Origin of the sequence: Thiemannella venezuelensis (assembly GCF_014203605.1) — a bacterium.
In the GTDB taxonomy this organism is placed as follows: Bacteria; Actinomycetota; Actinomycetes; order Streptosporangiales; family Streptosporangiaceae; genus Planomonospora_A; species Planomonospora_A venezuelensis.
The window spans coordinates 215,729-227,569 of sequence record NZ_JACHJJ010000005.1; the positions used below are offsets into that span (position 1 = coordinate 215,729).

13 protein-coding genes are annotated in these 11,841 nt (G+C 68.5%); 6 read left to right on the plus strand and 7 right to left on the minus strand.

Going from position 1 to position 11,841, the window contains the following annotated elements; all coding sequences use genetic code 11:
* Window positions 1-6: 6 nt before the first annotated feature.
* The 6 genes from FHS22_RS10475 to FHS22_RS10500 all read right to left on the minus strand — a co-directional run bounded on the left by FHS22_RS10475 (window position 7) and on the right by FHS22_RS10500 (window position 5,888).
* Window positions 7-801 carry a hypothetical protein gene (locus FHS22_RS10475; RefSeq protein WP_184940544.1) on the minus strand — a complete coding sequence of 265 codons (795 nt, stop codon included), beginning with the start codon at window positions 799-801 and terminating at the stop codon, window positions 7-9.
* 220 nt (window positions 802-1,021) lie between these two features.
* Window positions 1,022-1,462 carry a response regulator gene (locus FHS22_RS10480; RefSeq protein WP_184940545.1) on the minus strand — a complete coding sequence of 147 codons (441 nt, stop codon included), beginning with the start codon at window positions 1,460-1,462 and terminating at the stop codon, window positions 1,022-1,024.
* Between the two features lie 73 nt (window positions 1,463-1,535).
* Complete coding sequence (locus FHS22_RS10485; RefSeq protein ID WP_184940547.1) at window positions 1,536-2,690, minus strand: PP2C family protein-serine/threonine phosphatase; 1,155 nt, start codon at window positions 2,688-2,690, stop codon at window positions 1,536-1,538.
* 124 nt (window positions 2,691-2,814) lie between these two features.
* Window positions 2,815-3,546: an HNH endonuclease family protein gene (locus tag FHS22_RS10490; protein WP_184940548.1), complete on the minus strand. Its 732-nt coding sequence runs from the start codon at window positions 3,544-3,546 to the stop codon at window positions 2,815-2,817.
* The gene (locus FHS22_RS10495; protein ID WP_184940550.1) at window positions 3,543-4,850 is read right to left on the minus strand and encodes an AAA family ATPase; all 1,308 of its coding nucleotides are present in this window, start codon (window positions 4,848-4,850) and stop codon (window positions 3,543-3,545) included. Before FHS22_RS10495 ends, FHS22_RS10490 begins: the two co-directional genes overlap by 4 nt.
* Window positions 4,851-4,955: 105 nt before the next feature.
* Window positions 4,956-5,888, minus strand: coding sequence for a LysR family transcriptional regulator (locus FHS22_RS10500; RefSeq protein ID WP_184940551.1), 933 nt, complete (start codon window positions 5,886-5,888; stop codon window positions 4,956-4,958).
* 212 nt (window positions 5,889-6,100) lie between these two features.
* Between FHS22_RS10500 and FHS22_RS10505 the strand changes: the two genes are divergently transcribed.
* From FHS22_RS10505 to FHS22_RS39575, 6 genes are all read left to right on the plus strand, one after another.
* A complete protein-coding gene (locus FHS22_RS10505) occupies window positions 6,101-6,877 on the plus strand; it encodes a succinate dehydrogenase cytochrome b subunit (protein ID WP_338047697.1) in 777 nt (258 codons plus the stop codon).
* A gap of 65 nt (window positions 6,878-6,942) precedes the next feature.
* On the plus strand, window positions 6,943-8,871 hold the full coding sequence (locus FHS22_RS10510) for a fumarate reductase/succinate dehydrogenase flavoprotein subunit (protein ID WP_184940776.1): 1,929 nt from the start codon (window positions 6,943-6,945) through the stop codon (window positions 8,869-8,871).
* A complete protein-coding gene (locus FHS22_RS10515; protein ID WP_184940555.1) occupies window positions 8,868-9,605 on the plus strand; it encodes a succinate dehydrogenase/fumarate reductase iron-sulfur subunit in 738 nt (245 codons plus the stop codon). The genes FHS22_RS10510 and FHS22_RS10515 overlap by 4 nt, the downstream gene beginning before the upstream one ends.
* 271 nt (window positions 9,606-9,876) lie before the next feature.
* Window positions 9,877-10,233 carry a type II toxin-antitoxin system RelE/ParE family toxin gene (locus FHS22_RS10520; RefSeq protein ID WP_184940557.1) on the plus strand — a complete coding sequence of 119 codons (357 nt, stop codon included), beginning with the start codon at window positions 9,877-9,879 and terminating at the stop codon, window positions 10,231-10,233.
* The gene (locus tag FHS22_RS10525) at window positions 10,230-10,523 is read left to right on the plus strand and encodes a helix-turn-helix domain-containing protein (RefSeq protein ID WP_184940558.1); all 294 of its coding nucleotides are present in this window, start codon (window positions 10,230-10,232) and stop codon (window positions 10,521-10,523) included. Before FHS22_RS10520 ends, FHS22_RS10525 begins: the two co-directional genes overlap by 4 nt.
* Before the next feature lie 39 nt (window positions 10,524-10,562).
* Entirely contained in the window at window positions 10,563-10,808 is a 246-nt protein-coding gene (locus FHS22_RS39575; protein WP_420829960.1) for a helix-turn-helix domain-containing protein, read from the plus strand.
* A 58-nt stretch (window positions 10,809-10,866) separates the two neighbouring features.
* Here FHS22_RS39575 and FHS22_RS10535 read toward each other — a convergent pair whose 3' ends face one another.
* A complete protein-coding gene (locus FHS22_RS10535; protein WP_184940562.1) occupies window positions 10,867-11,775 on the minus strand; it encodes a helix-turn-helix domain-containing protein in 909 nt (302 codons plus the stop codon).
* Window positions 11,776-11,841 lie beyond the last annotated feature (66 nt).

Consider the following 11,841-nt stretch of genomic DNA (forward strand, 5'->3'; position numbering starts at 1 on the left):
GATCCCTTAAGCGAACGCGAAGGTGAGGACGCCCTTGGCGACCAGCCGGACGTACAGGTCGGCGCCCATGACCGAGAACATCGAGACCAGCGCCAGCTCCTGGTGCTTGGCGTTGAGCTTGGAGACGAAGCCCCACGCGCGGTACCGGACCGGGTGCTTGGAGAAGTGGTTCAGCCGCCCGGCGGTGATGTGCCGGCAGGAGTGGCACGAGAGCGTGTACAGGTTGATCAGGATCGCGTTGCCGATCAGGACCCAGGTGCCGACGCCGCCCGGCTTCTCGATGAGCGCCTTCACCGCGTCGTAGGCGAGGATCAGGCCGACCACGATCGCCGCGTAGAAGAAGTAGCGGTGGACGTTCTGCAGGATCAGCGGGAAGCGGGACTCGCCGGTGTACTTGGTGTGCGGCTCGTTGACCGCGCAGGCCGGGGGCGAGAGCCAGAAACCCCGGTAGTAGGCCTTGCGGTAGTAGTAGCAGGTGAAGCGGAAGCCCGCGGGCAGGCCCAGGATGAGCAGGCCGGGCGGCCAGGTGTACCAGTCGCCGAGCGGCGCCCAGCCGAACAGCCGCGCGTCCTCGGGGCAGACCGCCTCCGCCAGGCACGGCGAGGCGAACGGCGCGTGGTACGGCGCGACGAAGAAATCCGTATCGAAGATCGCCCACGTCGCGTAGACGAGGAACGCCGTGAAGATGATGAAAGTGACCAGCGGGTAGCGCCACCACTGGTCGGTTCGCAGGGTGCGCTCCCGGATCTGAGCGCGCTGCCTTCTCGCCGGGGCCGGGCTGTCGGCCGCTGTCTGGGTCATCGGTGACCTCTCCACCTCCCGCGGACCCTGTTCGCCGAAGGGTCCGGGTCGCTTCAGTCGTGCCGCGCGCCGGGCGAGACCGGGCCGGCTCACATGCGCGCGCCTATTGGTGGGGGATACGTTACGACGCTGCCCAGCGGTTATGTGAGAAGCATCACTCACATTTTCGTCGGCCCGGTGTGATTCCCGTCACGTCGGGAACGGAGAGATGCCGGAACGGTCAGGCGGAGTTGGGCAGTTTGACCACCGTCACGAAGAAGTCGTCGATCCGCCGGACGATGCTGATGAACTGGTCGAAGTCCACGGGCTTGGAGACATAGGCGTTGGCGTGCAGGTCGTAGCTGCGCAGGATGTCCTCCTCGGCCTCGGAGGTGGTCAGCACGACCACGGGGATCCGGCGCAGGCTCCCGTCGGCCTTTATGTCCTGGAGCACCTCGCGGCCGTCCTTGCGGGGCAGGTTGAGGTCGAGCAGGATCAGGTCGGGCGTGGGCGCGTCGGCGTACTCGCCCTCCTTGCGGAGGAAGGCCATGGCCTGCTCGCCGTCGTTGACGACGTGCAGCTTGTTCCTGAGCTTGTTGAGCTCGAAGGCCTCGCGGGTCAGCAGGATGTCTCCCGGGTCGTCCTCGACGAGGAGCACGTCGATCCAGCGGAGCTCGTTCATTCGCGCCTCCCAGCGGAACGCCGTCCCGCGGTTCGATGGTTGGTCGTTCATCCTCCCGTACTTTCCGGGAAGCTCACCTGGCGCCGCCCCGGGAGAGGTGCACGGCCGCCAGGTCGTCGTTGAGCGGGTCCTCGTTCAGCTCGACGACCCGCTCGATGAGCCGGTCGAGATGGATCCCGCCCTGCTCGCCGACGAGCCGCTGCAGGCCCTCGGTGCCCAGCAGGTCGGGTCCGCCGCCCACGGTGGCCTCGATCAGGCCGTCGGTGTAGAGCAGCACGGACCACTCCTCGCCGAGCGGCACGTCGATGGGGGTCCATTCCACGTCCTGGAAGATGCCCAGCGGAGGACCGGACGGGGTGCCCGGCACGACCTCGATCGTGCCGCCGCGGATCAGCAGCGGCGGCGGGTGGCCGACCACGTGCATCCGGGCGCGGTGCAACCCCGGGTCCACCGCCATCGTGCAGAGCGTGGTGAAGATCTCGGTGGACTTGCGTTCGAGGCGGAGCACCGAGTCGAGGGTCTGCAGGATCTCGTTGCCGGTGTGCCCGGCCAGCACCAGGGTCCGCCAGGCGATCCGCAGCGCCACGCCCAGCGCGGCCTCGTCGGGACCGTGCCCGCAGACGTCGCCGACCACCACGTGCACGGAGCCGTCGGGGCTCTGCACCGTGTCCCAGAAGTCCCCGGCGAGCAGCGCGCGCCGGCGGCCGGGCAGGTATCGGGCCTCGTGGTGCAGGAGCCCCGGATCCAGCAGGGGCACCGGGAGCAGGCCGTGCTCCAGGCGGGCGTTCTCCTTGGCCGTCAGCTCGGCCTCGACCAGCCGGAGGTGGGTCAGGTCGGCGCGCTTGCGCTCGATCGCGTAGCGGACCGCCCGCACCAGGAGCCGCGCGTCGATGTCCTGCTTGATCAGGAAGTCCTGCGCCCCCGCCGCGACGGCCTTCACGCCCACGTGCGAGTCGTTGAGCCCGGTCAGCACGAGCACGGCCGCGTGCGGCGCCATCTCCAGCACCTGCTGGAGAGCGATCAGCCCGTCCGCGTCGGGAAGGGAGAGGTCCACCAGGACGCACCTGACCTCGTCGGTCAACCGGACCCGGCTCTCCGCCAGGCTGCGCACCCAAATGATCTTCGGTGGGTTCTCCGCCTGGCCGAGCAACTCCTCCACGAGGAAGGCATCGCCCGCGTCGTCCTCGATGAGGAGGAGCGTGAGCGTTTCGTTGGGAGGGGCGGTCACTGCGCCTCTTCTTCTCGATCTAAGGGGACAGGTGTTCGACCCTATGAACAATAGTGGGCCGGAACCCGCCGCGGAGGGGAGTGCACCGGGCACCGGTCACCCGCGGGGGGCCTCCCGCACCGGTTCACGCCCTCCACCGGGAGGGGACGGTGAAGCGCGTACGGAGGATCCCGGCGATGTCGTCATCGAGGACCAGGGCCGCTCCCGGTGCGTCCAGCGTCCGTACCATCGCGTACAGCACATCGGCATGCGGCTGCCGGAGTAGGGCTTCTGCCCGGATCTGGGCGCGCTGATGTTCCCCACTGGAGAGCAGCCGCGCGTATCCGCGCAGCATGTCCTCGCAGCGGTCGAACGCATCCCTGCGGGCCCGCTCCAACTGCCAGCGGTCCAGCCGGAAGGTCGCAATGGTCGCCTCGCCCTTCCGGGTCTTGGCTCGATAGCGCCCGGTGTTCAGGACGAGCTGAAGATGGTCGTAAGGGTCTTCCGCGGACGGATCGACGAGCAGGCAGGCACCAGTGAGAGGGTCGCACGGGTACTCAGCTCGTTTGGCGTTGCTGTTGCAGTATTCGCAGGCCAGGAAATGGTTGAGCCAGTCGAACGCCCGTAGCGGAGCCAGCTTGATCGGCTCGAAGTGGTCGATCGCGGTGCCGAGACTGTCTCCGCAGTACATGCAGCGCTCTATCCCAGGTGCCATGGGCTGAAGTGCTTCACGCAGCGCTGTGCGGTCCGCGGCCGCGTTCTTCCAGCGAGAGCGGGCTGCGACTCCACCGGCCGAGCAGGTGCGAAGATGCTCGGTGTGCGCGCTGAGCCGGTCGGCCAGCTCCGCAGGGAGAGCCGGGCGGGCCAGCGGGATCACGAATCGTCTCCGAGGGCCCTGGAGACCTCCCGGACACGAGTGGCCGGCGAACTCTTCAGCTCCGTGCTGAGCCGCCTGTACTCGGCCGCTTCGACGGGCGTCGCGGTTCCTTCGAGCACCTTGATCTCGAGGTCCCCGAGATCTTCGCGGAGTTCGTCCGCGCGGGGGGAGTAGGGGGAGTCCACGCCGAACAACTCCGTCACGATGGCGTCGTCGCCGCTGCCGTACACGATCCGGCGGTAGAGGTCCTCGTCCGCGACCGCCGGGGGTGCCTGCTCGTCCGGTCCGGGAAGCCGGATGAGGCCGCCGGGGCTGGCGCTCTGGCAGATGTACGGGCTGTGCGTGGTGACGATGAACTGGATCTTCGGGAAATGAGTCTTCAGCCACTCGCCGATCTTCTGTTGCCAGCTCACATGAAGGTGTGCGTCTACCTCATCGATCAATACGACTCCCGGGTAGGGGAGCGTGGGAACGTCGTCCCGCTCTTCGATCTCCAGCGAACCGTATGCGCCATGGAGTTGCCGGACGATGTCGAGCACCAGAGCTGTCACCGTTCGGTACCCGTCGCTCATCTGGCGTAGCGGGACCTCCTTCGATCCTCGCTGGACCCACAATCCGTCGGAATCGACGTGACGAATGCGGAGACCGTCGGGAAGGAGGCCATCCGCCAGCAGGCGCAGTACGGAGTCGAGAAGGGCAATGGCCTTCGGACGCTTTTCAAGGCGGTACAGGTGCTGCTCGACGAGCCAGCTGACGCCTTCGACCAGTGGTTCGTCTTCGTTGAAGAGAGTGCGCGATGTTTGGTGGTGGGTCCACCTGCCGGTGCCCGGTCGCCCTATCTCAGGGTTTGACAGCCTGCGGAAGGGGCCGTAACCGGCCAGGAACCATCCACGTGATTTCGGCGACCATAGTGTGTAGAGGCGGGTGTCGTCCTGGGGCCAGGAGGGAAGTCCGTCTTGACCCCATTGCAGCGTGGACCATATCGGATCGGGATATCCGGCATAGGTGAAGAGATCGTCCGCCGCGTCATCGGCCAGATCGTATGTCAGTTTGACCCGGATGCCGGCGTCGACGGGTTCAGCCGTCGCTCCGAGCCAGAGGTCGGCGAATGATCCGATGGGATTGCGGGGTCCAGAGACAGCCAGTGCAATGGCCTGTAGCAGAGTGGTTTTCCCGGAACCGTTACGGCCCGCGAGCACCGTCCAGCCGGCGAAAGAGCCATCGGGCCGGGTGAAGTCCAGGTCGACTTGGCGCGATCCAGAAAAGCCCCGTACGCCGGAGATCTGCAGATTCGCGACGTACATGTCGTCCTCTCGTTCACACGCGGGGGTGCTTGGGCTAGGTGGTGTGCAAGCCTCACTCTAGGCTTGAGGCTGTTCAGATGTCCTGGTTGCTGAGCGGTCAGGGCATCAGTCTGCGGCGATCAGCTCGACGCCCTCGGGGAGGCTGCCGTCGTGGGCGGCCTCGGCGAGGAAGAACAGCAGCGTGGCCCGGAACGCCTGGGCGGCGCGGGTGGGCTCGACGTCCTTGCGGTGCGCGATGGCGATCGTACGGCGCAGGCCGGGCGGGGCCAGGGGGGTCCCGGTCAGCCCGGGGCGGCCGTCCAGCACCATCGAGGGGACGAGCGCGATGCCCAGCCCCGCCTCCACGAAGCGGAGCACGGCGTCCATCTCCCCGCCCTCCACCGCGAAGCGCGGCTCGAACCCGGCCTGGCGGCACGCGCCGAGCGTGGCCTCCCGCAGGTCGTACCCGTGCCGGAACATGACCATCGGCTGCCCGCGCAGCTCCTGGATGCGCAGGTACGGCCTGCGCGCGCGCGAGGTCGAGGGGGAGACGACGACCAGGTCCTCCCGGAGGATCTCCTCGGTGACCAGGGAGGGGTCGTCGCTCTGCAGCGGCATGATGATCATCGCCAGGTCGAGCTGGCCGCGGGCCAGGGTGCGGACCAGGTCGCGGGAGCCGCTCTCCTCCACCAGCAGCTCGATCCCGGGGTAGGCGCGGTGGAACCTGGCCAGCGCGTCGGCCAGCAGGCCCGCGTAGAGCGAGGGCGTGGCGCCCAGCCTGACCCGGCCCCGGCGCAGCCCGGCCAGCTCCCCGACCTCGCGCCGGGCGGTCTCGGCGTCGGCCAGCATGCGGCGGGCCAGCGGGAGCAGCGCCTCCCCGGCGGGGGTGAGCGTGACGTTGCCCCGGGCGCGGCTGAAGAGCGGCGCGCCGAGCTCGGCCTCCAGCGCCTTGATCTGCTTGCTCAGCGACGGCTGGGCGACGCGCATCCGCTCGGCGGCCTGGGTGAAGTGCCGGGCCTCGGCGACCGCCACGAAGTAGGCCAGTTGCTGGAGCTGCACGTTTCCCTAGCGTACGGCTGCCGCGGCCGCCGGCCCGGAGCGCCCCCGGGCCGAGGCGCCCGCCGGCCGCGAACGCTGTGAGTTTCCTCGCACTCGTGATCCTGACCACGGTGTATAAGCCCTGTGTAAGCAGAGTGAATAGCCATCGGCTATGGAAACCACGCCTGCCATGACTTGGACGGGACCAAAGTCCCTTTCCTAGCGTCGTGAAGGTGACTGCCATGATTGAGCGCGGAACCTCCACCGCGCCGGTTGACCCCCCAGCGGGCACGCCCGCCAAGCCGGTGACGACCGGGACAACGCGCAGGAAGAGCGTGGGGTTCCTGGGTTCCTCCAACGGGAGGAAGGCCGTGATGGCCGTCACGGGCGCCGTCCTGGTGCTCTTCCTCGTCGGCCACATGACCGGCAACCTCAAGGCCTTCTTCGGCGCCGCCTCGTTCAACGAGTACGCGAACTTCCTGCGCACCATGGGCGAGCCGCTCCTGCCCTACCGGGTCGCGCTCACTCTCGTGGAGGTCGTGCTCGGCGCCTGCATCGTCCTGCACATGTGGTCGGCGGTCTCGCTGGCCCGCCGGGCGGGCAAGGCCCGGCCGGTCAAGTACGCGGCGAAGCGCAAGTCCCAGGCGGGCGGCTACGCCGTGCACACCATGCGCTACGGCGGCGTCGTCATCCTGCTCTTCGTGATCTACCACCTGCTCGACCTGACGTTCGGCACGGTCAACCCGGCCGGCTGGGACGGCACGCCGTACGAGCGGCTGGTGGCGGGCTTCGCTCCCGAGCGCTGGTGGGTCACCCTCTTCTACGCGGTCGCCGTCGTCATGGTCGGCCTGCACCTGCGCCACGGCCTGTGGAGCGCCTTCCAGACCCTCGGCCTGGCGAGCGGGCGCAGCTACCGCCCGCTGAAGGGCGCCGCCGCCGCGATCTCCGCGGTGCTGGTCCTCGGCTTCCTGGTGGTCCCCGTGGCGGTCATGAGCGGAGTGATCAAGTGAGCAAGCGCGGCGAGCGAACCAAGAAGAACAGCCGCTCCGCGGACGTGATCGACGAAGGAGGGCGCGTGACCGGGTACTACGCCGAGGGCGAGCCGATCCGCGACACCAAGGCCCCCGAGGGCCCGATCGAGGACCGCTGGGAGAAGCGGAAGTTCGGCGCCAAGCTGGTCAACCCGGCCAACAAGCGCAAGCTCCACGTCATCGTGGTCGGCACCGGCCTGGCGGGCGGCTCGGCCGCCGCGACCCTCGGCGAGCTGGGCTACAACGTCACCTCGTTCTGCTACCAGGACTCGCCCCGGCGCGCCCACTCCATCGCCGCCCAGGGCGGCATCAACGCGGCCAAGAACTACCGCGGCGACGGCGACTCGATCTACCGGCTGTTCTACGACACGGTCAAGGGCGGCGACTTCCGCGCCCGCGAGTCGAACGTCTACCGCCTGGCCCAGGTCAGTGTGAACATCATCGACCAGGCGGTGGCCCAGGGCGTGCCGTTCGCCCGCGAGTACGGCGGCCTGCTCGACACCCGCTCCTTCGGCGGCGCCCAGGTCTCCCGGACCTTCTACGCCCGCGGCCAGACGGGCCAGCAGCTCCTGCTCGGCGCCTACCAGGCGCTGGAGCGGCAGATCGCGGCCGGGACCGTGAAGATGAACACCCGCCACGAGATGCTCGAACTGATCGTGAGCGACGGCCGGGCGCGCGGCGTCATCGTCCGCGACATGGTCACCGGCGAGATCGAGCGGCACACCGCCGACGCGGTCGTGCTGGCCACCGGCGGCTACGGGAACGTGTTCTTCCTGTCCACCAACGCCAAGGGCTGCAACACCACGGCGATCTGGCGGGCGCACCGGCGCGGCGCGATGTTCGCCAACCCCTGCTACACGCAGATCCACCCGACCTGCATCCCGGTCAGCGGCGACTACCAGTCCAAGCTGACCCTGATGTCGGAGTCGCTGCGCAACGACGGCCGCGTCTGGGTGCCGCTCAAGGCGGGCGACGACCGCCCGGTCGCGGAGATCCCCGAGGATGAGCGCGACTACTACCTGGAGCGCATCTACCCGGCCTTCGGCAACCTGGTCCCGCGCGACATCGCCTCCCGCGCGGCCAAGAACGTCTGCGACGAGGGCCGCGGCGTCGGCCCCGGCGGGCTGGGCGTCTACCTCGACTTCGCCGACGCGATCAGGCGGCTCGGCCGGGACGCGGTGGAGAAGAAGTACGGCAACCTCTTCGAGATGTACGAGCGCATCACCGGCGAGGACCCGTACACCCAGCCGATGCGCATCTACCCCGCCGTGCACTACACGATGGGCGGCCTGTGGGTGGACTACGACCTGCAGTCCACGATCCCCGGCCTGTTCGTGGTCGGCGAGGCGAACTTCTCCGACCACGGCGCCAACCGCCTCGGCGCCTCCGCGCTGATGCAGGGCCTGGCCGACGGCTACTTCGTGCTGCCGACCACGATCGGCGACTACCTCGCGAACGGCCCCTACGGGGAGGTCGACGAGGAGGCCGCGGCCGAGGCCGAGACCGCGGTCCGGACCAAGATCGAGAAGCTGCTCTCGGTCAACGGCACCCGCACCGCCGACTCCTACCACCGCGAGCTGGGCCGGATCATGTGGGACTACTGCGGCATGGAGCGCACCGAGGAGTCGCTGCGCAAGGCCCTGGAGCGGATCCCCGAGCTCCGCGAGGAGTTCTGGCAGAACGTGAAGGTGTCCGGTCAGGCCGAGGAGCTCAACCAGGCGCTGGAGCGGGCCGGCCGGGTCGCGGACTTCTTCGACCTCGCCGAGCTGATGTGCGTCGACGCCCTGCACCGCACCGAGTCGTGCGGCGGCCACTTCCGCGCCGAGTCGCAGGACGCCGACGGCGAGGCCCTGCGCGACGACGAGAACTTCGCCTACGTCGCGGCCTGGGAGTACGGCGAGCAGGGGCCGATCCTGCACAAGGAAGCGCTCGACTACGAGTACGTCAAGATGAGCCAGCGGAGCTACAAGTGAACCTCACCCTCAAGGTCTGGCGCCAGAACGGCCCGCAGGACAAGGGCCGCATGGTCACCTACCGGGTCGAGGACGTGTCCCCGGACATGTCCTTCCTGGAGATGCTGGACGTGCTCAACGAGCGGCTCATCCTGGAGGGCGACGACCCGATCGCCTTCGACCACGACTGCCGCGAGGGCATCTGCGGCATGTGCGGCATGGTCATCAACGGCGTCGCCCACGGCGAGCAGGTGGCCACCACCACCTGCCAGCTGCACATGCGGCACTTCGAGGACAACGCGGTCATCACCATCGAGCCGTGGCGCGCCGCGCCGTTCCCGGTGGTGAAGGACCTGGTCGTGGACCGCTCGGCGTTCGACCGGATCATCCAGGCGGGCGGCTTCATCTCCGTCCCGGCCGGCTCGGCCCCCGACGCGCACAGCGTCCCGGTGAAGAAGGTCGACGCCGACGCGGCGTTCGACGCGGCCACCTGCATCGGCTGCGGCGCCTGCGTCGCCGCCTGCCCCAACGGCTCGGCCTCCCTCTTCACCGCCGCCAAGATCACCCACCTGTCCCTGCTCCCCCAGGGCCAGCCGGAGCGCGACTCCCGCGCCAAGGCCATGGTCGAGCAGATGGACGCCGAGGGCTTCGGCGGCTGCACCAACACCGGCGAGTGCACGGCGGTCTGCCCCAAGGGCATCCCGCTGGACACCATCGCCCAGATGAACCGCGACTACCTCCGGTCGTCGAAGTGACACGGAGACCGTAAGGTCGTCCCCACCGGGAAGCCCCGGTGGAGAACGCGGGCCGTACCTTCGTGGGGAGGTACGGCCCGTGTTTTCTGTTGTATGGCTATTTGCCCCGAAATGCTGCTCTCAGGGTTATTTATCCTCAAGCATGTCGCGGGCCACGGCACCGTCTACGCCGCGGCCTGGTTCAAGCGCTAACCCGCTGCTTGGATGTGAATCTTTCCGTGCTTGAATAGAAGCGGAGCGTGACGACCCTCTTTCTCATAGCATCAACGCTATGAGCTGGGGTATGGTGGAACTGGAGCCAGAGGTTCGGGAGTGGCTGGAAAGCCTCCCCGCGGACTCGTTCGCGAAGGTGGTGTTCTATGTCGAGCTGCTGGCGGCCGAGGGCCCTCTACTGGGCGAGCCCTACACGAAACAGCTCTCGGGAAAGCTACGTGAGCTCCGGTTCCACCTCAACGAGCTCGCTATGCGGATCACCTATTGGATTGCGCCTCATCGCCGGATCGTGCTCCTGACCGTGTTCCACAAGACACGTACACGCGATGATCGCGAGGTCGCACGTGCTCGGAGGGCTATGCTCCGCTGCATTGAGCAGGCACATACTCCTGACGAGGAAGAGGAGGCGGTATGAGCGAAAGCTGGCAGGAGCTCAGAGATCGCCGGATGGCCGAACCAGGTGCGGCTGAGGCGTACGAAGCTGCCAGGCTCGCTTATGAGCTGGGTAAGGCGGTGCGAGCGATGCGAGAAGAACGAGGATGGACCCAGAGCGACCTGGCTCGTAGAGCGAGCATGACCCAATCGGCCGTGGCACGGTTCGAGGCAGGGGGCACCATGCCCACTATTCCTCTGCTGGAGCGTCTCGCCGAGGCGCTGGGGATGCGCCTGAACGTTGGATTCCAGCCACTCCGTGAAGCAAGCTGACCGAGCGGGCAGGTGCTTGCCATGGCTCATCACCCTCAAATGCCGACCGCTTCCGAGGCCGCAGACCTTTTGAAGGTGAGTCCTTCGACGCTGATCCGTCTACTGGAGCAGGGAGAGATCCCATATGAGCAAGTGGGCGAGGAGCGGCGGATGTTGCTCCGTGACGTCCTGACCTACCGTGAACGGCGGCGGCATCAGCGTCGTGAGGGGATGGACGAGCTTGTCCGGATCTCCGAGGAGATGAATCTCTACGAGATTACGGCGACGCCGCGAAGAACACGTTAAGGGCAAAGCGCGGATGCCGCGGGCCGTACCCCTTCTGGAAGGGGTACGGCCCGCGGCTTCAGGAGTGGGCGCGGAGGGCGGCGGCGAACCATTCGAAGGCGGGGACGGTCGAGGGGAACGGCGGGTGGCCGTTGAGGACGCCCATCAGCTGCCAGTAGCGCTCCACCCGCCGGTCGGTGAAGGTCTCGATCTCCTCCGCCAGCCGGGCGCGCTCCCCGGCGGAGGTGCCCGGGGCGAGGATCCGGTCCAGGACCGCCCCGCCCTCGGCGGAGCCGGGGGCGACGCCCGCCGCCAGCGCGGCGCCGGCGTGCTCCAGGATCGGCCCGCAGTCGTACGGCTGCCACGGCTCCTCCGACCGCGCGCCCGCCACCGCCATCTGGCGCGCCCGCAGCCGGAAGCCCTCGTCCGTGACGAGCCCGGAGAGCTCGATCCAGGCGTCCACCTGCTCAGGGGTCGGGTCGTCGGGCAGTTCGGCGGGGAGCTGCCGCATCGCCTGTGCGATGTGCGCTCCCGGCGCGCCGGGGTCGAGGCCCTCGAAGGCGCGGTCGACGAAGTCGTCGATCAGGCGCTGCCGCTCCTGTGCGGAGAGCCGGGCCATCTCGTGCATGAGTCTCATCTCCTCGGTCGTGCTTCCGTGCCGGGCGACCGACCGCAGCACCGCCCGGCGCAGCCGCAGGACGCGGATCTCCGCGTCGAGGGCGTCGGCGTGCGTCCTGGCGACCTCGGCCACCGTGGCCTGCCCGTCCAGCACCCGCTGCACCGTCTCCAGGCCCAGGCCCAGCTCGCGCAGGGTCCGGACCAGTTCCAGCCGGGCCACCGCCCCGGCGTCGTAGAGCCGGTGGCCGCCGTGCGAACGGTGGGTCGGCGGCAGGAGGCCGGTGTCGGACCAGAAGCGGATGGTGCGCACCGTCAGGCCGGTGCAGTGGGAGAGCTGCCCGATGGTGAACAGCTCGGTGCGGTCGGTCACGAGACGATCCTCAATCCTCCAGCGGCTGGAGGTTCAAACCGTTTTCCTCCCGTCGCCCCGTGCACG

Coding starts and splice junctions, on each gene's coding strand:
- FHS22_RS39575 (WP_420829960.1), top strand. CDS start 10,563: ATGCCGACCGCTTCCGAGGCCGCAGACCTTTTGAAGGTGAGTCCTTCG.
- FHS22_RS10475 (WP_184940544.1), bottom strand. CDS start 801: ATGACCCAGACAGCGGCCGACAGCCCGGCCCCGGCGAGAAGGCAGCGC.
- FHS22_RS10520 (WP_184940557.1), top strand. CDS start 9,877: ATGAGCTGGGGTATGGTGGAACTGGAGCCAGAGGTTCGGGAGTGGCTG.
- FHS22_RS10525 (WP_184940558.1), top strand. CDS start 10,230: ATGAGCGAAAGCTGGCAGGAGCTCAGAGATCGCCGGATGGCCGAACCA.
- FHS22_RS10480 (WP_184940545.1), bottom strand. CDS start 1,462: ATGAACGAGCTCCGCTGGATCGACGTGCTCCTCGTCGAGGACGACCCG.
- FHS22_RS10495 (WP_184940550.1), bottom strand. CDS start 4,850: ATGTACGTCGCGAATCTGCAGATCTCCGGCGTACGGGGCTTTTCTGGA.